25 protein-coding genes are annotated in these 19,495 nt (G+C 34.6%); 12 read left to right on the forward strand and 13 right to left on the reverse strand.

Features of this window, described 5'->3' with window-relative positions; all coding sequences use genetic code 11:
* Positions 1–144: 144 nt before the first annotated feature.
* Positions 145–1,833, reverse strand: coding sequence for an FAD-binding protein (locus ABNX05_RS21955; protein WP_349661654.1), 1,689 nt, complete (start codon positions 1,831–1,833; stop codon positions 145–147).
* Between the two features lie 671 nt (positions 1,834–2,504).
* On the opposite strand from ABNX05_RS21955, the gene ABNX05_RS21960 reads away from it, so the two are divergent.
* Complete coding sequence (locus ABNX05_RS21960) at positions 2,505–3,191, forward strand: ZIP family metal transporter (protein ID WP_349661701.1); 687 nt, start codon at positions 2,505–2,507, stop codon at positions 3,189–3,191.
* 39 nt (positions 3,192–3,230) lie between these two features.
* Here the strand turns inward: ABNX05_RS21960 and ABNX05_RS21965 are convergent, their stop codons facing one another.
* Positions 3,231–4,253: an S-layer homology domain-containing protein gene (locus tag ABNX05_RS21965; RefSeq protein WP_349661655.1), complete on the reverse strand. Its 1,023-nt coding sequence runs from the start codon at positions 4,251–4,253 to the stop codon at positions 3,231–3,233.
* 482 nt (positions 4,254–4,735) lie between these two features.
* Positions 4,736–4,918, reverse strand: coding sequence for a hypothetical protein (locus ABNX05_RS21970; RefSeq protein WP_349661656.1), 183 nt, complete (start codon positions 4,916–4,918; stop codon positions 4,736–4,738).
* Positions 4,919–5,247: 329 nt separating this feature from the next.
* Between ABNX05_RS21970 and ABNX05_RS21975 the strand changes: the two genes are divergently transcribed.
* Entirely contained in the window at positions 5,248–5,805 is a 558-nt protein-coding gene (locus ABNX05_RS21975; RefSeq protein WP_349661657.1) for a hypothetical protein, read from the forward strand.
* Positions 5,806–5,960: 155 nt separating this feature from the next.
* Positions 5,961–6,860 (forward strand): 3-hydroxyacyl-CoA dehydrogenase, encoded by a 900-nt coding sequence (locus ABNX05_RS21980; protein WP_349661658.1) that lies wholly within the window; start codon positions 5,961–5,963, stop codon positions 6,858–6,860.
* Between the two features lie 49 nt (positions 6,861–6,909).
* Here ABNX05_RS21980 and ABNX05_RS21985 read toward each other — a convergent pair whose 3' ends face one another.
* The 3 genes from ABNX05_RS21985 to ABNX05_RS26445 all read right to left on the reverse strand — a co-directional run bounded on the left by ABNX05_RS21985 (position 6,910) and on the right by ABNX05_RS26445 (position 8,253).
* A complete protein-coding gene (locus tag ABNX05_RS21985; protein ID WP_349661659.1) occupies positions 6,910–7,059 on the reverse strand; it encodes a hypothetical protein in 150 nt (49 codons plus the stop codon).
* Positions 7,056–7,652: an RNA polymerase sigma factor gene (locus ABNX05_RS21990; protein ID WP_349661660.1), complete on the reverse strand. Its 597-nt coding sequence runs from the start codon at positions 7,650–7,652 to the stop codon at positions 7,056–7,058. The genes ABNX05_RS21985 and ABNX05_RS21990 overlap by 4 nt, the downstream gene beginning before the upstream one ends.
* A 442-nt stretch (positions 7,653–8,094) precedes the next feature.
* Positions 8,095–8,253: a glutaredoxin family protein gene (locus tag ABNX05_RS26445; RefSeq protein WP_432760165.1), complete on the reverse strand. Its 159-nt coding sequence runs from the start codon at positions 8,251–8,253 to the stop codon at positions 8,095–8,097.
* A gap of 241 nt (positions 8,254–8,494) precedes the next feature.
* On the opposite strand from ABNX05_RS26445, the gene ABNX05_RS21995 reads away from it, so the two are divergent.
* The 7 genes from ABNX05_RS21995 to ABNX05_RS22025 all read left to right on the forward strand — a co-directional run bounded on the left by ABNX05_RS21995 (position 8,495) and on the right by ABNX05_RS22025 (position 13,173).
* Positions 8,495–8,668, forward strand: a complete 174-nt coding sequence (locus tag ABNX05_RS21995; protein WP_432760164.1) for a YvrJ family protein — start codon at positions 8,495–8,497, stop codon at positions 8,666–8,668.
* 5 nt (positions 8,669–8,673) lie between these two features.
* Positions 8,674–8,862 (forward strand): hypothetical protein, encoded by a 189-nt coding sequence (locus ABNX05_RS22000; RefSeq protein ID WP_349661661.1) that lies wholly within the window; start codon positions 8,674–8,676, stop codon positions 8,860–8,862.
* A 360-nt stretch (positions 8,863–9,222) separates the two neighbouring features.
* Positions 9,223–9,474 carry a hypothetical protein gene (locus ABNX05_RS22005; protein ID WP_349661662.1) on the forward strand — a complete coding sequence of 84 codons (252 nt, stop codon included), beginning with the start codon at positions 9,223–9,225 and terminating at the stop codon, positions 9,472–9,474.
* Positions 9,475–10,211: 737 nt separating this feature from the next.
* The gene (locus ABNX05_RS22010; RefSeq protein ID WP_349661663.1) at positions 10,212–10,892 is read left to right on the forward strand and encodes a hypothetical protein; all 681 of its coding nucleotides are present in this window, start codon (positions 10,212–10,214) and stop codon (positions 10,890–10,892) included.
* Positions 10,893–11,378: 486 nt separating this feature from the next.
* Positions 11,379–12,302 carry a S8 family peptidase gene (locus ABNX05_RS22015; protein WP_349661664.1) on the forward strand — a complete coding sequence of 308 codons (924 nt, stop codon included), beginning with the start codon at positions 11,379–11,381 and terminating at the stop codon, positions 12,300–12,302.
* A gap of 101 nt (positions 12,303–12,403) precedes the next feature.
* On the forward strand, positions 12,404–12,697 hold the full coding sequence (locus ABNX05_RS22020) for a hypothetical protein (RefSeq protein ID WP_349661665.1): 294 nt from the start codon (positions 12,404–12,406) through the stop codon (positions 12,695–12,697).
* Positions 12,698–12,909: 212 nt separating this feature from the next.
* Entirely contained in the window at positions 12,910–13,173 is a 264-nt protein-coding gene (locus tag ABNX05_RS22025) for a YesK family protein (RefSeq protein ID WP_349661666.1), read from the forward strand.
* A 40-nt stretch (positions 13,174–13,213) separates the two neighbouring features.
* Here ABNX05_RS22025 and ABNX05_RS22030 read toward each other — a convergent pair whose 3' ends face one another.
* Together ABNX05_RS22030 and ABNX05_RS22035 are read right to left on the reverse strand one after the other, a co-directional pair.
* Complete coding sequence (locus tag ABNX05_RS22030) at positions 13,214–13,528, reverse strand: hypothetical protein (RefSeq protein ID WP_349661667.1); 315 nt, start codon at positions 13,526–13,528, stop codon at positions 13,214–13,216.
* A gap of 300 nt (positions 13,529–13,828) precedes the next feature.
* Positions 13,829–14,326, reverse strand: coding sequence for a GNAT family N-acetyltransferase (locus tag ABNX05_RS22035; RefSeq protein WP_349661668.1), 498 nt, complete (start codon positions 14,324–14,326; stop codon positions 13,829–13,831).
* 114 nt (positions 14,327–14,440) lie between these two features.
* On the opposite strand from ABNX05_RS22035, the gene ABNX05_RS22040 reads away from it, so the two are divergent.
* The gene (locus ABNX05_RS22040; RefSeq protein ID WP_349661669.1) at positions 14,441–15,016 is read left to right on the forward strand and encodes a DinB family protein; all 576 of its coding nucleotides are present in this window, start codon (positions 14,441–14,443) and stop codon (positions 15,014–15,016) included.
* A 423-nt stretch (positions 15,017–15,439) separates the two neighbouring features.
* Here the strand turns inward: ABNX05_RS22040 and ABNX05_RS22045 are convergent, their stop codons facing one another.
* From ABNX05_RS22045 to ABNX05_RS22055, 3 genes are all read right to left on the reverse strand, one after another.
* The gene (locus ABNX05_RS22045; RefSeq protein ID WP_349661670.1) at positions 15,440–16,264 is read right to left on the reverse strand and encodes a hypothetical protein; all 825 of its coding nucleotides are present in this window, start codon (positions 16,262–16,264) and stop codon (positions 15,440–15,442) included.
* 76 nt (positions 16,265–16,340) lie between these two features.
* Positions 16,341–16,757 carry a hypothetical protein gene (locus ABNX05_RS22050; protein ID WP_349661671.1) on the reverse strand — a complete coding sequence of 139 codons (417 nt, stop codon included), beginning with the start codon at positions 16,755–16,757 and terminating at the stop codon, positions 16,341–16,343.
* Entirely contained in the window at positions 16,757–16,978 is a 222-nt protein-coding gene (locus ABNX05_RS22055; protein WP_349661672.1) for a helix-turn-helix transcriptional regulator, read from the reverse strand. The genes ABNX05_RS22050 and ABNX05_RS22055 overlap by 1 nt, the downstream gene beginning before the upstream one ends.
* Positions 16,979–17,424: 446 nt before the next feature.
* Between ABNX05_RS22055 and ABNX05_RS22060 the strand changes: the two genes are divergently transcribed.
* The gene (locus ABNX05_RS22060) at positions 17,425–17,760 is read left to right on the forward strand and encodes a CHY zinc finger protein (protein ID WP_349661673.1); all 336 of its coding nucleotides are present in this window, start codon (positions 17,425–17,427) and stop codon (positions 17,758–17,760) included.
* 196 nt (positions 17,761–17,956) lie between these two features.
* Here the strand turns inward: ABNX05_RS22060 and ABNX05_RS22065 are convergent, their stop codons facing one another.
* Positions 17,957–18,250, reverse strand: a complete 294-nt coding sequence (locus ABNX05_RS22065; RefSeq protein WP_349661674.1) for a hypothetical protein — start codon at positions 18,248–18,250, stop codon at positions 17,957–17,959.
* 370 nt (positions 18,251–18,620) lie between these two features.
* Positions 18,621–19,472, reverse strand: a complete 852-nt coding sequence (locus ABNX05_RS22070; RefSeq protein WP_349661703.1) for a pyridoxamine kinase — start codon at positions 19,470–19,472, stop codon at positions 18,621–18,623.
* Positions 19,473–19,495 lie beyond the last annotated feature (23 nt).

The following is a 19,495-nucleotide window of genomic DNA, read 5'->3' on the forward strand; positions in this document are numbered from 1 at the left end:
GGGTATGAACCAATTTAACACTTATTTGAATCTATATTCGGATATATTAACTTATAGAACCCTTTATTCAATAATCAATTGAATGGAGATCAAATGAAAAAACCTAAATTCAGTAAAATACTGAACTTAGGCATTATGACAATGTTAAACTTTTAACAAAGTCAATTGTTCTTTATTACCTTCTTTCGCCATATGCGTTGTTGCAATATAGCTTAATGTCATACCAGGGCCCAATGTTGCACCTGGTCCCGGATAGGTCTCTCCCATTATAGAGGCTGAGCAATTTCCTGATGCATATAACCCTTCAATTGCCGTACCATCTGCCTTTAAAACTCGCGCATGCTCATCTACCACTAAGCCACCTTTAGTCCCAATATCTCCTGGATATAAGGCAAGTGCATAAAATGGAGCATTAGTAAGCTCTGCTAGGTTCGGATTCTTCAAAGTAGGATCTCCATAATAATTATCATAAGCACTATCTCCTCGAAGGAAATCTTCATCTCGACCATTACGAGCGAAGGTATTGAAACGCTCTACAGTTTCCACTAAATTCTCTGCTGGAACATTCATTTGCTCTGCAAGCTCTTCGATTGTTTGTGCACTTTTCACTATACCATTATCAAACCAACTTTTCGGGAAAGCTTGGCCTGGGAATAAGCCTGTGAAAATATAACGGCTCTTTGCAGTTGCATCGATGACAATCCAAGAAGGTATAGCCTGGTTTGTATTTTGATGATGACTATGCATATTATCTACAAATTCATGATAAGGTGCCGCTTCATTCAAATATCGTTTCCCAACACCATCCACAACGATCATATTAGGCACTCCGCGGTCTGCAACAAGGAAGAAAGGTTGCCCTTGTGGATCAATAACGGAAGGGGCTCCCCATACTTTATCCATTAAATCTAGCGTCGCCCCTATTTTCACACTTGGCTCGATAATATCTCCCGTTTGTCCCTCTGGCGTAGAAGTCCATTTTGAGTTTGTTGGTGCCGGCAAATATTTTTCGCGATATGCTTGATTATGAGAAAATCCACCTGAAGAAAGGACTACTCCACTCTTCGCCTCGATCCGCATCTCCTGCCCATTTCGTACAACTACAATACCAGTCACTCGATTATTTTCCACGATAAAATCTTTAAATGCAGTCGAGATCCACAGTTCTCCATTCGCTTCTGCAAGTGACATTCGTAATCGAGCAATAAGCGCCTCCCCTAATGCAACAGGCAGACTTCCTGTTACTTTCGATTTCACTAGTCGTAAGCCTAGCTTTAACGCAGTTGTTTTCCCTTCTGTCGTGCGTCTAATCATATTTACCTTATGAAATTCAGAGCTATTCATCGTAAAGCCTTTAGTGGACAATGAAGAACGACGCATCGTATCTGCTAATGTCCCCATTTTCTTCAAATCAAAAATAAGTGGCTCTATTGACCGTCCCTGTGAGAAGCCACCTGGTTTTTCAGGATAGTAATCCGAATAACCTTTTGCATATTGGAAACGCATATGCCGAGTATGATTATCGAAATACCTTAACATTTCCGGTCCTCGTTTAATATAAGCTTCCTTTAAAGCCTCTGGTACACGATCACCTATCGTTGAATCTAAGTATAAACGCGCTAGTTTATGTGTATCAGGAACACCTTCACCCTTAATCACATGATTATTTGGAATCCATAGTGCTCCACCAGACAAGGCAGATGCCCCACCATAACGCTCTGTCTTTTCAATGACTAATGATTTCATCCCCTGTAGCTTTCCTGTCAGACCTGCTGTTAGCCCCGCTGCACCTGAACCTACTACTACCACATCATAACTCGCATCCCATTTCATACTTCCATTCCTCACCTTCATTAGTAGTTACTAAATCAATGAACCTGGTATTACTACTAAAAAGTATAAAATTTAAACAATATTCAGTCAATTTAATATCACCAACATGTCAAAGACGCAAAATTCGATAATAAAACACCTAAAAAGAGATTTATCGAGAAAATGATCTTTTAATTTTTAGTAATGAATACAAAGAATCTTTTCCTAAAAACTGTCTATTATCATATTCGTTTCTATTTAGCATATATTTTATCAATTATGCCTCGGCAAAATTGCGTCCGGAATCGGCTTTGTGCTTAGGCCTGTACGAGGGCCGACACGAGGTCGGTCATTTCGGTAGTGCCACAGGACGTGGCGTTTTTACCGATGCAGGTCAGTTAGCCGTTATCGCATGGATGCGATGATTTTAGGCTAACATCCTATGCGACCTCCTTTCTGATTCCGTGACTTCTGCCGGAGGCTTTAGGCCAATATGATGTTGGTCACTCGGTCGTGTGTTGCTGTCGCTTCGCTTTCGCACAGATAAATTGCCACAGGATGTGGCGTTCTTAGACTGAGTTCCTCTCTTTCAGTGGGTGTCAAATAGGCTTTCGGTACAAAAGATATTTGCTGAAAGAAGTTAAAACAACTTAAAGTATATATAGGGTGGAGGAATTTTGCAGTTGAGTGCAATGATACTTGGTGGTTTTCTATTTTTTAGTGCTAGCATTGGAGGAGCCCTAGCTTGGGTATTCTCAAGGCTATTTCAACATACAACTCATGGATTATCATTATTATGTGGCGGATTTTTAGTGGGCTTACTTGTAGTAGACGTCATTCCTTCTTCTTTTCAATTATATAATTCACTAGGCCTTTTACTTGGAATTTTGATGGGCTATTTAATATTTGAAATACTGAATAGTTTATTTCACACTTCCCATACACAAAATCCCTCTGTATCACTACTTGCCATCGCAATCATTATCCATACGATTCCGATGAGCCTTACTGTCGGACAGTTACTAGGGAAATCCGCATTAAGTATTGCAATAACAGCTTCCATTATTCTACATCATCTACCAGAAGGCTTTGCACTTTCAACAGCATTACTATCACAGGGAGAAAGGCTATGGAGACTCTTTATTTATTTTGTAGCATTTTCGATTTTCTTCAGTATTTTTATACAGATCGGCCAATATTGGCAGTTATCCGATAATGCACAAGGCGTACTAATGGGTGTATCGATTGGGTTAATCGCAACCGCCAGTATTTCAGAATTTATTTTGCATCATATAAGATCAGTATCACGAACATCCTTTATAGCATATATTTTATTAGGTTATTTATTAAGTCACGTATTTCATATGCTAGTCGAATAAAAAAGCAATCCACCAAATTTGTGGATTGCTTTTTATTAATTACTCAGCATCATCAAATAACGCTAATGTTAGTGTGAAAATTTTAGAGAACTCGGCACGTGTAAGATTACCTTTTGGATTAAATTGACCGTTCACTCCATCAATTATACCTAATTGCTTTAATAATCCGATAGATTCAACAGTTTCTTGACGCATTTTACCTTTGTCTGTAAATGGGTTATTTTTGCTAACCTTACTTACATCATAGTCCGTTCCTTCAATATATCTTGCTGTTACAAATGCCATTTCCTCACGTGTAGCAGGTTTATTTGGCTCAAAATTAGCACCATCAAAAATATCAAGTAAGCCATATGCTTCTAAAATCGCTACTTCTTTGGCACCTGCAAATTTCTCCAAATCCTTATATGAAGCAGGACCTTCATATTCTTCCTTCACATCTAATCCAGAAGCACGGAAAATCATAGAAGCTAATTGTCCGCGTGTTACTTTTCCGTTTGGATTAAATGTTGTAGCGGATGTACCATTAATAATGTCAAATTGATAAAGTACTTGGATATAGCTCTCAGCCCAGTGACCTATAGAATCTGTGAAGTAACCGCCTGGTTTTAAATCAATCGTTTCATCTCGGAATATTTCTTTAATAAACTCATTTAATTCTTCCTTATCTAAAGGTATCCATTTTCCTTTAATCAAAACTTCTCCTTTAAATGAATTCCCAGATGGAGTAAATTTTACTTGCATAGCGTTACCGTACAACTCTTTAAATTCTTTTTGTTCCTGTGGAGTCATTTCAGAATCTATTGCCCACTTTGCTGTAATACTATTTTTTGTTGTTACAATACCACGATGATCAATAGCTAATTCGGAAATTAACAGTTGTTTATAAAGGTCCTGGTAAGTCAATGATTGCCATGGAATAACTACAGCAACTTCTTGTTTTGGATGGATAATGCTAGCAACATCTAAATTTTCTCGTACATGTTCTTGTGCATTAGCTTGTAATCCAAAACCTCCTGTAAAACATGCAATACTAAGTGCACCAGCTATAAGTGTCTTTTTCATTATTATTCTTGCCCCTTTCAATTCATAAATTTAGTGTACTAAAACAACTGTTAGTAAATCTATAAAATTATGTAAGTTATTCAAAATTATAAGAAAGTCCTATTTTTATTAACGTAAAAATTTACTAAATCCCTATGTAAATCTAGATAACATATTGCATATTTCTACAATGCATTACGAAGTTTTTCCAGTAAATCCAACGAATTGTATCATTATTTCTTATTTTGAATAAACACCCTATTATAAATATGCTTTATTCCTCTTTTTAATTTATGTAGAAAAAATAGTAAACTCGTTTATCCTATAATAGGTATAAAGTATAGTAACGAATAATAAATATGAGGATATTCCTATTAGGGTAAAACTATATTGATTGTAGAGGGTAAGTAATAGCGAATCATTTGAAATAAAATCTCTTTGCAAAAAAATAAAACTACTCTAAGCTAATGAACACCGCCATTATTTTGGCGGTGTCTTTAAAACTAATTAGCTCGACGTTGCTGAATTGTAATATACAGACCTAATAACCGGTCAGTTGTCATTACACCATTTTTAAAATCTTTTAGATGCGAATCTTGAATAATACCTTCTTTGGTTGCTTGCGCTATATAATTTTCTGTTTCTGTGCGCATTGTTGGTGATACAGGATTCCATACTTGTGACACTTTGTTGTCCTCCTTCTTGTCTTCTACAAGTAATTGCACTGTTATTTTGCTACTGCTAGGAACGATTACCTGTCCTTCTAACTTATAACCTGTAGGCATCTTCCAAGTCGATTTAACTTCAAAATGTGGTCGGTCAATAAATTTTACCTAGATTGTAGTTCTATTTTATTCTATATATTAAAATATTTGATAAATAAAAGATTTCGATCTAAAGAAAGGAGTTTCAATACTTGGTAAATACCCTTGTAAATATATTAGTCCTTATTACTCTTATCAGTATCATTATGGTAGTTGTTTTTCTTCTTCTTGCCGTTTTCCATTTCATCAAATTGGATAGAATTAAAGCTCTAAAAATGCTCAAATTCACCGCGATTCCCATCATCTTTATGATTTTATGTATGTTAGCCTATTGGGATATTTCACCTGAATATGAAGCACATAAAGCAAATATAGCTAATACGTCAGAAAAAGAGCCTGTAGCTAAAGTAGAAACAACAGAAGATGTAACTTGGCAGGATAAAGTAAAGGAAATTGCTTCTCTTAATAGTCCTCCTACTGAAAAGTTCGATTCAATTGTAGCCTACGCTAAAAAGTATCCGTCTACAAAAGCTGAAATCAAAGAATTCGAGGATTACATTATTGCCGAATATAAAAACAAAACATATTTGGCAGACGTACAAAATGATGAATATATGCTAGGAAATATTTTTAAGGCAACTGTAGTGAATAAATATTATGGAGAAGAAGAAACACCTATTAACGATTTTGTTTTTGGGTTTTATCAAAATTCTAATTATACTTTTAAGGGACTCGAATCGACTAATAGTAATGCAATAAAATATAATGAACGCCAAATGGATCATGCGCTAGCAGCTATTGAAAATTAAACGTCACTCTATGGCGTTTTTTTATTGTTATACTCTCGGAAAAATGAATATAGCTTAGAATTCTTTATATCATTGGCTATCATTTGATTTTTCAAAATTGAAAGGAGTAGTATGGAATTGTAATAAGGAAAAAAATAACAAAGGAGGAATTTAGGATGGATTATCAAAATATTACGGTTGCAGGTAGCGGTGTTCTAGGTAGTCAAATTGCTTATCAATCAGCTTTTAAAGGATTTAATGTAACAGTATATGATATTAATGATGAAGCATTAAAAAATGCACAAGATCGTATTACAAAATTAAAACCGTTATACCAAAAAGATATAGGAGCAACTCAAGAAGAAGTAGATGCTGCTTATACACGCTTATCATTTAAAAGTGATTTATCGGAAGCCGTTGCAAATGCTGATCTTGTCATTGAGGCAATCCCAGAAGTTGTTAAAATTAAAACAGAATTTTACACAAATCTTGGTAAAGTTGCCCCTGCTAAAACAATTTTCGCAACAAACTCTTCAACTTTATTGCCAAGCCAATTTGCAGAAGCAACTGGTCGCCCAGAGAAATTTTTAGCGCTTCACTTTGCAAATACAATTTGGAAAAACAACACAGCCGAAATTATGAAACACCCTGGCACTGATATGAACGTATTCGATGAAGTCGTAAAATTTGCGCTTGCAATCGGCATGGTTCCACTACCGTTATATAAAGAACAACCAGGCTATATTTTAAATTCATTACTAGTTCCCTTTTTAGATGCTGCTGAATCATTATTAGTAAAAGAAATAGCAGACCCTGAAACAATCGACAAAACATGGATGATTGCAACAGGAGCACCACTAGGTCCATTCGCGATCCTTGACATTATCGGTATTAATACTTCCCTCAACATTGTAGAAGCGAAAGCCGCTGCTACTAATGATGAAAACTTGAATAAATTAGCCAACCTTTTAAAAACAAAGTATATCGAAAAAGGAAAACTAGGCCAGGCATCAGGCGAAGGCTTCTATAAATATCCAAACCCAAGCTTCGAAAAGCCTGATTTCCTAAAAGGCTAATCCATTAATAAAACGATGTACATAGTATCTTTGCTATGTGCATCGTTTTTTATTCTTTCAAAGTATCAACATTAGGTAACAATACGAACTGATTAGGTTGACTGGGGAAGTGAATGTGTAAACATTGCTTAATTTTAGGTGTGAAATTCTCTATAACTGTTAGAGCCTCTTCGTTATGTTGGTTTTCTAAATTCGTCATAAATATTCCCCCCCTTTACTGAGTGTATTATTGAGTTTATTTAAAGCCTTCCTGTGAAGGTTTGATACATTCTGCGGGGAAGTTTGTAATGTTTGAGCGATTTCTTTAATAGAAAGATCTTTTACATAAATCATCTCTAAAATTTGAAGCTGTTTAACCGTTAGTTTTTGTAAAGACTTTAAAAGCTTTTCATCCTCAATTTTGTCTAATAGCCCTTTCCCAACAATATTATCAAAGTCTTTTTCGTTGCTTGCATTTTCTATTAGCTCTTTTACAGTCGTGCCACCATCTTTTGATAAATCCTTATCTAATATTAATAAAGAACGTTTTTGTAGCTTTCTCCTTTTTTTATCAAAATCTAAGCTATAGAAATAAATTAAATTACTGACGTATTTGGTCTTTCTTACATTTATATAGTGAGATTGAAAAGATTCATCAACGAGTTGCTTATTAATATTAGTTGGGTATAAAATTGCTTTTTGTACCAAATAAAGATTTTTAGAATCCGACAAAAAGCTTTTAATAATTGGATTGTTAGCCTGCTTATTATTTCTATAGAAGAATTCCTCTATTTTTTGAGTATCTTTCTCCATTTAATTATCCCTCCTAAATATCCGCCCTCCTTCTAGTGAATGCAAGTATCTATATTATAAACCACAACGAGAGAGAACGTTCTCAAAAAGAGAATCGGGTAGTTGGGGTGACTAACCCCGCCCCCTCTCACTACCATACGACCTTACCTTATACGGAGGTTCAACAATTAACGCGTTTCGACTCCTCAGTGAATAGCCAATCTTCTTATAACAAATACTACTATCCTCTCGATATTTTTCATGAGATTCACCACTAACTTTATCGAGTAGATCCATCTAGGGCTATTCTCTCCGAATTTTTCTGTCCTTCCCTTCATTCTAAAAGTAAACGGTACTATAACCTCTGGGACTTCTATTGGTTCACCCAAGTTTTTCAAATATCTAAAATAGCTATTATTTTTTGCTGATAACCAATAATTTCTTCTTCTTTATGATCAGTGAACTAATTAAGTAATGGTATAGCTCTGATTCCAAATTGCTTAAATTCCTTCAATACACGCTCGTCATTAATATCCCTATTGATATAAGTTATATTATTTTCTCTAAACCATTCCTTTAACCTAACACAATATTGACATCCATCACTTGAATATACTGTTATAGTACTTCATCTTAAAACCCCCTTTTTCTATAAAGAGGACCAACACAATAGAAATGAAACCTCACAAAATTATATTTTTTAACTGTAAGGTTGTTTTTCTTGAGGAAGGATTCTCTTTACATATTACAGTTTAAATTTTGGTGATATAACCTAATGGTAAGGCGAAAACCTGTAACACCTTCCTCGGATCGAATCCGAATATCACCTACTAATTTGGAGTAAGAAAGAGGGTGATTAACTTATGACATCGGAAAATATTCCAATGTGGATAAGCTTAATGGGAAATTTTGGGTTTCCCATTGCCATAACAGTCTATCTGTTCATTCGATTCGAAAGGAAATTAGATAAATTAGAAGCTGTCATCATGGAGTTATCTGAAGTTATAAAATCTTTTAATTACAAAAAAGGAGGATGATCAATATGGAAATGGAAAAACTAATGGCTTGTTACTGTAAAGCGAGAGAAATTCAATCATTTTATACAAATTGTTTAACAAATGACAGTCTGTCTCCAAAAGAACGCGACTTACTAATAAATCTTATACAAAATGCCAGTATTTCTACTAATTTATTGAGGGAATATTGTCAGATTCATGCTAATGAAATATGATCAATTAACAAAATAAACCCACCAAATAAATTAGGTTTAGAACTACCTAAATTTTAATGGAATCAACAGTATGTGCGTAGCCTTTATAGAAGGTAGCTTATTGTTAAAAAATTTACAAAAGAATCCAAGTTGTTGCTACTATAAGAGATGCCCTGCCGAGTTTAGCTACGATAGTAAAAAATAGGTAAAGAATGATTTATTCTATGCGACAAAAACTGTAAATAAATAACATTTGTGGTATAGTTGTAATAGAGTCAAACCTTAACATTAATTATGTTAAGGTTTGATTTTGTACAAGCTAAATTCATGTAAATGTGTATTCAACTTTTATATTCTTTACATACAGGGGGGCGGTGCTATTTGCAAAGAAAAAATTTTACGTATTTATCAATAACTTTCTTGTTTTTAACACTTCTTATTGGATTAGCTCCACAATACATTCTGGAAATTAGCTTAACAATTCCATTTATTTCAGTAATTTTAGGATTACTATTTGCTTTTTTAGGAATAAAAGGACCCACTCGTATGATTTTAGTTGTCCTAAATTCGTTTATATTAGTAGTGTTTATCTGGATTTATCTAATGGCTTTTTATGGATTTAATGAACCTTAAAGGAACCAAAATTTATTTTTAGAAATCACAATTATTAATATTAGTGAGGGGAATTTTATGATAGCCTATATGAGAATTGCCGTACTATATTTTCTTATTATGTTCCTTAGCATTTTTATTGCTACACAGATGAACAGTATATTAACTGGTGTGTTAATTCTTGCTTTTTTGTATTGGTTTTTTATTGGCCTTCCATATTTATTACAAGAAAAGGTGACGTTTTTCGAGATATGTTGGAGTTGGTTAACAACAGGTGGAAGAATAGGTCCTAAAAAATAAAATTTTCAGTACAAAATAAAGAAACACTCTAACATTTTCGAGATATTTTTTATTTTCTCTTCATTTCTCTCTAGTCTTCCCATTACATTAAAATAACTAAAAATCAACCTTATCTCTACGGTCTCCAGATACAAGAATATATTTGGTTTCAACCTTTTACTATCGGATGTTACTTGTTAGTACTATGTTTGTGCTTACAAGGTAATATGCATAAATTTACTTTTTATTCTTAATAATCGTAAAGCGTATCCTCTTAGTTACACACTAAACGTCTCGCAGCAGGCATTCAAAGCATATATTTAGGCACCTTTTATTTTCGGAAAATTGCGACAATAGTTTATATCAATTAACTTTAAGTGAAAAAATTATAGCACAGTTTAATTTTTCAGTTGTATTTCACTTTACTTAGTATGAGGCACATTTGTTGCTTCAAATACTTTTAAAAGGGAGAGAATACAATGACTGAAAAACAAGTTACATCAGAAGTTAAAGAGTTGGATAAAAATGAGGTTGATATTTTAGTTGATAAGGCATTTGCAAATAAAAGTGTGCAGACCCTTATCAACAAATCACTAAATCATTATCCTTCTATTAAAGCTACATCTACTGATCTTCGAGCTTTAATAACACAATCATTAGGCGGAGAGTTTACTAAAGGGACTATTCCTGTTCAAGTTCTTACTTTAGTTATGGAAGAACTTCAGACAGTAATTACTTTTACTGTCGAAAACGCAGAACTTAAAGCTATTTCGCATTTTTATGGTCATTCAAGTGTTATCGAAGTTACACAAGCTGCTGGAGAAAATTTATTCCCAATAGTAACTATTAAGATTAATGGGGAGTATTTCGAGTATGAATGGCACACAAACCCATTATACGATGTTAATGAATTACGTTCTTCTACGCAAAATAATGAACTTAATCCAATGTGGTCAAAGTGTTCTATCTGTACTACTGTCTGTGACACTATCCAAGGTACGGGTTGTACCATAGCTAGTACAGCAGCTTGTATCATGGCTTGTGTCCCAATCGGTACTTTAGCGTGTCCATTTATTTGTGCAGGAGTTTTTGCATTAGTGTGCTACAGCGAAAATAAAGTCACATGTGGACCAGGTTGTAAATCATTAGGTTTTTGTTAAATAGAAATATCTAGTTATAAAAGTTTATTTCCCCCTCTAGTAATGTTATGATTGGAACAGGAGGGGAGATTCTTGTTAGCCTATAAGAGAATAATTATAATACATTTACTTATTATGTTTTCTAGCATTTTTATTAGTTTTCAGATAAAAAGTGTATTGATGGGATTACTAATACTTTTGTTGGTTTATTCTTCTCTATTTTGGCTGTTTATTGGATTACCTTATACATTTCGAACAAAGTTGAAGTTTTTTGAGATGTATTGGAATCAATTAACAAAGGGTGGAAGAATCGGCCCTAGAAACTAAATATTTGCCCACCAATTTAACTGAATATTCAAACTTAACAATACTATCTACCCCTAAAATGTTAGACCTTTACTAACATTTTAGGGGTATTTTTTTGAGCTTCAAATTAAGCGAATTTCACTTTTTTATTTATTATCATCGTCCTTTCATCACTTTATTATGTAAAAGGAGATGAGAATAATGAATAGCGAAATCATTTTAAGACCAGTGAAAATTGTTAAGTTGTTTAAAGTTCTAAATGCAGTTCCTGATAACTTAGATAAGATTCGAGCAAGGGAATTGTGGGAAGAAACAGATCAAGGTTCAGGATCTGTTGTTGCTGTATTAGATAGCGGCGTTCAGGTTGACCACCCGAGTTTAAAGGACAATATAATTGATGGCTATAATTTCACAGATGATGATGAAGGTAATCCTATCATTTATCAAGACTATCTCGGGCATGGTACACATGTATCTGGCATTATTGCAGCCGTTGATAACGGTAGAGGAATCACAGGTGTAGCACCCAAAAGTAAACTTCTTATATTAAAAGTCATTAATCATAAAGGACGAGGTAGCTTTGAGAACTTGATTAAGGCAATTATGTATGCCGTTGATTGGACTGGACCAAATGGGGAAAAAGTAAACATCATGAATATGTCGTTAGGTAGCCCTGAACCAAATGAAGAATTGTATAAAGCCATAAAATATGCCAGTTCGAAAGGTATCCTATTAGTAGCCGCTGCCGGTAATGAAGGCGATGGAGAAAGCGATACTATCGAAATATCATACCCTGGATTTTATAAAGAAGTCATACAAGTCGGCTCCATATCTGAAACAGAAACACCCTCAAAATTTTCTAATACGAATGTAAACTTAGATTTTGTTGGGCCTGGTGAAAATATATTATCTACACATTTGAACAGTGATTATGTAGAGTTGACTGGAACGTCTATGGCATCGCCTTTTGTTGCTGGTGCCGCTGCCCTTATTATAAAGATGATAAATCGTTCTGAACCACATTTGATTCCTATGTATGTGTATGATTACTTATTGTCGCATGCTCTTCCATTGGATAACTTCTCAATCAATCAGGTTGGAAATGGTTTTATTCAATTGAAATAGCCCTATTCCAATCCAGCTTAAGCATGTAATTAAAACCATGAATTATAGAATCTTTATCAGATTTTTATTTCATGCATACTATACATTAATAAGAGGAACGATTGGAGACAATTATGATTAGCAACAACAAAATTGCATCGACCAATATTGTACTGTCCATTTTACTTGTTCTAGGTATTACCTATCATTATTTTTACAATCAATCACCCATTCAAATTGAACGCTTAGGTCATTTAGGATTTTGGTTAGCTATCCTTTTATCAATAATTAATATTGGACTAGGTTTAAAGCTAATGAAAAATAAAACGGGTATCGCTAGTAGCTTTGTCACTTTAATAATTGCTGTGATTATTTTAATCATTGCCTTATTTTCACTATTCCATTGGGGATTGTAAAAATCAAAATTAAATGCTCTTATTAGTTAGCAGATTTAAATAAAAAACTGCCTAGCCAATGGGAGTTTTTTTAATGTATATTGATTATTTTTTTCTTTTCTGTATCAATTTTTGTATAATAGAAGTTAAGTGGTTTTTAAATTCAAAATATTCAGTATAATGATGATGCTTTTTTCTAGAAAACAAAGAAAAGAAAGGACTAGGATAAGAAGATGGATAAGGATATTCTAATTCCAATTGCAATAGGTTTTTTTGCTAATGTAGTAGTATTCGGGATAAGTATGTTAGTCGTTAAAAATAAAAGAAAAGCTGCTAAAATAACACTTATTTTTTTGGGAATCAATGTTCTTATGTCGTTTCTTATAGGTAGCTGGGGTGGATTGGGTTTATTAGTAATAAGTTTTGGAATGTTAATAGTGTCTATTTGCTTGTATTTATATATTTACATTGAACGATCTTTTAAAAAAAGCGTTTAGAAAAGCCTTTGAAGGGTTAATTCCTTCAAAGGCTTTTTCCTTAATACTTACAGAACAATGCTTGTGGTCCGAAGATTATACGAATTCCCGCTGCTGCTGCAGTAGTATGCCCTGAAACGCAAGACACCAACTCTTTATCGCAGCAATTGTCCCCATACCCAAAGACGCTATAACATCTGTCATGTGCTACACAGCAAGTATCTGTTGTATTAATCGGTTTACCTCCACCATGATCTGAACCATAACCACAGTTACCACCACAATGCTGATATCCTCCTGGTAAGCAACCATTAGAGTTCCACCATGCTAGTAAATTTTGATTTTTCTCATGCGACCTTTCTTCCTTCTCATTCATGCAATTCCCCTCGTTTTCTGACTTAATATGAGATACGTATTTGTATCTCTATAATATAAAGTGAGCACTATCGCAAAAAAACAACCTTTTTTCAAAACCTTTATTTTAATTCCAGTTCATTAATAATCAACAACGAATATACCCATTTTTTTTAATTTTAGACATAGAAAAAACCCTCTAATCGTTTTAATTAGAAGGGCCGTTTTATGGAATTTTGGCAAGTAAAAAAGGACATTTATCCTTCCCGTAATCTATAGCAGGGCATTTCAAATAGCAAATTTAAAAGATAGTAGGGGCTTTTTAAAGAAACAAAACCATATAATCCTCATCAAAATATTGCTGATCTATTTTTAATGCCTTCTTCTCCGTTCCAAAAACCTCAAACCCTAAAGAGGAATACAGTCTTTTTGCCGATGCATTCGTTGACACAACCGTTAGATTAAGCTGCTCAACTTCCTCTAACTCTTTTGCCTTGCCAATTACTTCAAGCATTAATTGCTTGCCAATGCCAAGTCCACGCTTTTCGGGAGAAACATAAACGGCATAGATACCTGCTTTATGCTTTAGCTTAAGCATACTTTCCTGAACTAACGTCGCTACGCCCACTAATTCTTCTTGATCAAATACCCCTATCGTATAAGAACTCTGTGATTTTAATCTGCTGGCAATCAGCTCGATTGGAGAATCCTTTTCCTCCTCAAAGCTAGAACCAAATGCCTCTGGATTATGTTGTAATCCCTCTAATCGTAATTTCAGATAGTCCTTAGCATCTGTAGCTGTTAAACGTCTACTATTCATCCATTCCCCTCCTCCAATATTTCTTATTTTTATGACAATTATAAATAATGTTTCATGTACTTTCATTATAAAGTTTCCTAAAATAGGAATAACAGCATAAAGGAGATTCCAAATATGAAATCGAACAATATGGCACATCATTTTCAAACATTACAAGAGCAGCGAACTTACTACCTACCTTGTATTCAGTCACTCTCGCAGGAGCAACTATGGCATCGTGAGAAAGAAGATAAATGGTCGATTGGCGAACATTTCTATCACCTTTACCTCATCCTAAAAATGTTGAAAACAGCAACAAAATTTTCACTACTACTTACCCCTTTCGCGAAAATGCGAAGAAACAAGCCATTCGCCACTGAAATACATGATATTTACGACGAATTTAAAAACAAAAAAGGACGAGGCATGAGAGCTCCGGGAATATTAGTGCCTCCCTCTAAAATACGTTTTACGCTGAGCAGTGATGAGATAGAACAATTACTAGTAAATGAAACGAGTGCAATGCAAAAATTATTGAAAAATATGGAGGAGGATATTGCTGGGCATATTGTCTTTCCTGATCCCATTGCCCACTACCCTAATCTTATTCAATCGATCCAGCTACTTGCTATCCACGAAAAGCATCATTTTAGAATGATGGCGGAGCAATATAAGAGGTTAATTACGTCTGGTGAAGTTTTAAGGTTTTGAAATAAAAAAACTATTAATATAGTCTTAGTCTCTTACTTTTTATTGTCGCTTGTTCAAAAGAAGAAACTACTAATATTTTATGGGATTACTTTTTTTGATAGATATTTGGAGTGGAATAGGTTTATTTGTCATAGCTTTAGGAATGTTAATAGTTATTATATGTTTGTATTTAAATATTTACATTGAACGTTTAATAAAAAAAGAGTTTAGAAAAGCCTTTGAGGGTTAATTCCTTCAAAGGCATCTTATTACTTGTAATCCGAAGTATACGTGAATTCCTGCCGCTGTAGTATCAGTATCCCTCCATATTATAATCATTCTTCAATTTACAAGGATATTTCCAACACATTGAGCGGTCTCCTTATTTGTAACAATATTATCTCTAAAGGTAATTAACTTTTCCAGTTGGAATTCTTCCCTATTTTATACTGGACACTCATTTGGCCTTGCAGAATTCGAGACACACATTCGGCATTTCCACAAGCACGAAGTACTAGCTATCGCACAGCCAAGACACCAAACACAAGATAGCGGGTTATTGCAGCTCCCACAAGCACTTAAGCACGAAAAACCACCAATACATGACTCCCAACCACCACAACCAATACAATCGGCCATGCATCGCTTCCACTTACCCCCAGCACCCAATGGAACAATGACAGGTGTGCCTTCATTAAAAATAACTGTACCTTCATCGCCATTAAACCTAATAAGAGCATTTTCGCCAAACACCAGTACTCCAGCAATTTCATCTTTTTCTGTAATTTCTAAAGATAAAGCTTGAATAAAACTATTTGTAGATTTTTTTGATTCCTCATCATATGAGTACTGTTCTATTTTCAACACTTTCTGAGTACCTGATGCTAGTTCATATCCTCCCTCTTTAAGGAAGTCTAATATAATATGATAATCCTTAGAGTTTTTGAACCTTTTGAACTCCTGCTCAACAACTTCCTTCTTTTTTTCAATTTTATTAAGCTGATACAACCAAACACCATTCACTTCTGTATATTGTAGCTCAATCAATTCACCGTTCTGTAAAACAGCTTGATTGTATTGAATCCCTAATAATCCATTATCGGACTCATTAAATGATAAGTCTACTTCAACAGCATTAAGGTCATTTGAAAAGCTTTTAAGCTCGTCAGGTAACTTCAAGTTTAGACCGAGTTTTCCGTTTAAACGTTCATCGATCCGTTTTATAACTTCAAACTTTTGAGAAATAGATAATTTAACAATGTTCCCCATAAAAAAACCACCTTATTATTTATTAAAGTTTTTTCAACTCATATAATAAAGTGGAGTAAAGCAAATTTTAGTAAACCTATTCTTTACTATTATAAAAAAATGCTTGAAAAATTTGAGCAATCATAAATATATTAAAGCTCACAAATAATGCAAAGATTACAGAATCTTCAAATGCACCGAGATCATTATTCGCAAAAATAGCGATACTTAAATGAATAATTAAGTAAAGATAAGATAAGCTTAATGATGTTTTTAATCTTTCGATAATAAAACTATCTAATAGTACTTCTTTTTTTAAAAAACTTTTCTTTTTAGTAGTAGTTAAAGTTTCTTTTATTAAAAAAGAGAAAGCAACTAGAACCGCTATTGAAAAGATTACCCCATTAAAAGTTTCTCCACTGGTAACATTATTATAGGCCACAAAAGTAAAAACTAATACAAGCAATAAGCTAAACAAAAGTTTCAAGAATTTCGGAACCCTTACTAATCCCACTAAGAAACACTCCCTTCATCAATGTAAAAAACTTCTTTTATATCTTTTTCAAGTGCAATGCTAATTGCATAGGCAACAACAATTGAAGGTGCATAGCTTTTGTTTTCTATTGAAACTATAGTTTGGCGATGGACAAATGCTTTGTCTGCTAATTCTTGTTGTGTCATATCCACTAATAATCTAAATTTTTTAACATTATTATAAACGATTGGTTTATTCAATTTAATCACCTCATAAAATGTATATGATAATATACATACCGTAAATGTATACTATCATATACATGAAGTCCAGTAAATCACAAAGGTAAATATCAAAAAATGAAAATAACAATTGAATTTTTAAGCATTCTTTATGTTAATGCACCTAAAAGTCAAAAGCAGCCTGAGCCACTTCCTTATGCTGTTGAAAAAATTAAGAGTATAATCCAAGCATAGAAGTTGTAGCTTTCAATAAAATTAAGAGTGGCAATCTTGATTTTCAGCTATACATAAACTTTTATTGAGAAAAAAGTCTTTATATATTCCTATTTTTACAAAGGTGATGACGGTAAAGTGTGGCAATATGCTGTAACTCCTGATGCTGACCAATTAAGTGGACCTGTGAGTGGCTGATTTACGTGAAAGAACTTTTGGTACTTGGACCATTATGAAAAGAGGATAGAAATATGATTATTCTTGGAAATGTTATTGATGATCAAGGAAGATGTACACACTATTCTAATAAGCAAGATACTATTTCGATTAAATTCAAATGTTGTGGCGAATATTATCCTTGCTATAAATGCCATGAGGAACATTCAAATCATAAAATCCAGCCATGGGATAAAGAGGATTTTGATGAAAAGGCAATGTTTTGTGGTGTCTGCAAAAAGGAATTAACGATTCATGACTATATGAATAGCACAAACTGCAAACATTGTCATACCCTTTTTAATCCAAATTGCAGTAAGCATTTTCATATATACTTTGGGACGGATCTTAATTCTACATGTAGTTTATAAATATATATGTATTTTAGCAAAGCCTTTTGAAGAGTTAGTTTCTTCAAGGCTTTTTCTTTTATCTTTGAGGAAGAATGCCCGTAACCATCAATCGTGGCTATGGGCTGTTTACTATTTTCTGGATTTAGAGAGATAGCATGCTGAAGTTCATTCGAAAACTGCATAAAAAAAGAACCGAAAAGATTCGATTCGACTTTTATTCAAACATCCCTATACTGAGCTCCCTACAAAATGATTCTATAGTGTCACGCTCTTCTTTTAGCAATGCTTCGTACTCAATCAGATATTGTGCTGAAAGATCTTCTAGCTCCTTATAACTGACGTCTCTTGTCAGGACGATTCCATTAATCTCATGAGCCAATTCGTTTGCTGCCACAATATCCGTAAACGCAAAGGCCTGTTCTTCATCATCTGTGAATGATTGAAGGTCTATTTCGCCCTGGTAATAGAGATCATTTACTTGCACTACGTAATATCTAATTGAATTCATTATACACCTCCCCAATTCATGATGTTAACTTCTTTCAGCGGGTGTTTGGACACCCGCTGAAAGAAGTTAAAGCCTCCGGCGGATGTCACGGAATCAGAATGGCGTTCTTAGAGGATGTTAGTCTAAGATCATCGCATCCATACGATAACGGCTAACTGACCTGCATCGGTAAAAACGCCACGTCCTGTGGCATTACCGAAATGACCGACATCGTGTCGGCCCTCGTGCAGACCTAAGCACAAAGCCGATTCCGGACGCAATTATGCCGAGGCATAATTGAATTATTTCCTATTTACAAAAAATCCATCCCCTGTTAAGTAGTAGACGTGAAGCATAGCCGGTACCACCAATTAACGTATTAAAAAGATATCTAAAGGAGCATTCGTAAAAATTTTTCAAAATTCACGCCTGCTTCGCGCGGAATTTGCTCTTTTGACGTCGCTTCAATGGAAGCGGCTAAAAATGTCTCAGCAAGCTTCATCGATTTAACTAAATCCTGCCCACGCATCATGCCACCCATAATGACCGATGCAAACAAATCACCTGTGCCTGAATAGCTCTCGCCGTTATATTCTCGGATGCTAGAAAATGAACGTTCTGCATCGACATACATATTGCCTACATAGCGCTTGTTCGCATCTGCTGGCGGCGGATTCAAACCGGTAATAATGACGTTCGCACCTGTTGTCTGCTGTAGCTGCTGGCCCGCTTCCTCTAACGCCTGAAGATAATCTGAATCAGCTTGATAATTTTGTAACTTCTCGTATGACAATCCAGTAAGCAAGCAACATTCTGTAACATTTGGCGTAATAATGTCTGCACACTTCGCTAGCGCTTTCATACGATCAAGCAACTCGCCTGTATACATTTTATACACCTCGCCCAAATCGCCCATGACCGGATCGACAAGCAGCTTCGTTTCACTCGAGTGGAACACATTTAAAAATCGAAAAATGTTATCGATTTGCTCCTTCCCTGTCACGAAGCCTGTGTGTATGCCATCAAAGGTCGCACCAAGCTTGCTCCACTCATCCACAAAATAATCCATCTTTGACGTTAAATCCTCGCAGTAAAAACTCGGATACCCTGTTTGCGCCGTTAAAATCGCAGTTGGTAGTGGCACCGCCTGAACACCCATCACTGACAGCACAGGAATCGCGGCCGTTAACGAGCACTTCCCAAAGGATGACATATCTTGAATTACAGCAACTTTTTTCACCATACTCCCCACCTAACTAATCCTGC

Origin of the sequence: Lysinibacillus zambalensis (assembly GCF_040183165.1) — a bacterium.
GTDB classification, from domain to species: Bacteria; Bacillota; Bacilli; order Bacillales_A; family Planococcaceae; genus Lysinibacillus; species Lysinibacillus zambalensis.

Excerpts from the sequence above, each read along its gene's own strand:
- ABNX05_RS22065 (WP_349661674.1), bottom strand. The coding sequence starts at position 18,250 with ATGAATTCAATTAGATATTACGTAGTGCAAGTAAATGATCTCTATTAC.
- ABNX05_RS22045 (WP_349661670.1), bottom strand. The coding sequence starts at position 16,264 with ATGGGGAACATTGTTAAATTATCTATTTCTCAAAAGTTTGAAGTTATA.
- ABNX05_RS21990 (WP_349661660.1), bottom strand. The coding sequence starts at position 7,652 with ATGGAGAAAGATACTCAAAAAATAGAGGAATTCTTCTATAGAAATAAT.
- ABNX05_RS21955 (WP_349661654.1), bottom strand. The coding sequence starts at position 1,833 with ATGAAATGGGATGCGAGTTATGATGTGGTAGTAGTAGGTTCAGGTGCA.
- ABNX05_RS22060 (WP_349661673.1), top strand. The coding sequence starts at position 17,425 with ATGATTATTCTTGGAAATGTTATTGATGATCAAGGAAGATGTACACAC.
- ABNX05_RS21965 (WP_349661655.1), bottom strand. The coding sequence starts at position 4,253 with ATGAAAAAGACACTTATAGCTGGTGCACTTAGTATTGCATGTTTTACA.
- ABNX05_RS21985 (WP_349661659.1), bottom strand. The coding sequence starts at position 7,059 with ATGACGAATTTAGAAAACCAACATAACGAAGAGGCTCTAACAGTTATA.
- ABNX05_RS21980 (WP_349661658.1), top strand. The coding sequence starts at position 5,961 with ATGGATTATCAAAATATTACGGTTGCAGGTAGCGGTGTTCTAGGTAGT.
- ABNX05_RS22015 (WP_349661664.1), top strand. The coding sequence starts at position 11,379 with ATGAATAGCGAAATCATTTTAAGACCAGTGAAAATTGTTAAGTTGTTT.
- ABNX05_RS21995 (WP_432760164.1), top strand. The coding sequence starts at position 8,495 with ATGACATCGGAAAATATTCCAATGTGGATAAGCTTAATGGGAAATTTT.
- ABNX05_RS22025 (WP_349661666.1), top strand. The coding sequence starts at position 12,910 with ATGGATAAGGATATTCTAATTCCAATTGCAATAGGTTTTTTTGCTAAT.
- ABNX05_RS21960 (WP_349661701.1), top strand. The coding sequence starts at position 2,505 with ATGATACTTGGTGGTTTTCTATTTTTTAGTGCTAGCATTGGAGGAGCC.
- ABNX05_RS22030 (WP_349661667.1), bottom strand. The coding sequence starts at position 13,528 with ATGAATGAGAAGGAAGAAAGGTCGCATGAGAAAAATCAAAATTTACTA.
- ABNX05_RS22000 (WP_349661661.1), top strand. The coding sequence starts at position 8,674 with ATGGAAATGGAAAAACTAATGGCTTGTTACTGTAAAGCGAGAGAAATT.
- ABNX05_RS22070 (WP_349661703.1), bottom strand. The coding sequence starts at position 19,472 with ATGGTGAAAAAAGTTGCTGTAATTCAAGATATGTCATCCTTTGGGAAG.
- ABNX05_RS22010 (WP_349661663.1), top strand. The coding sequence starts at position 10,212 with ATGACTGAAAAACAAGTTACATCAGAAGTTAAAGAGTTGGATAAAAAT.
- ABNX05_RS22040 (WP_349661669.1), top strand. The coding sequence starts at position 14,441 with ATGAAATCGAACAATATGGCACATCATTTTCAAACATTACAAGAGCAG.
- ABNX05_RS22035 (WP_349661668.1), bottom strand. The coding sequence starts at position 14,326 with ATGAATAGTAGACGTTTAACAGCTACAGATGCTAAGGACTATCTGAAA.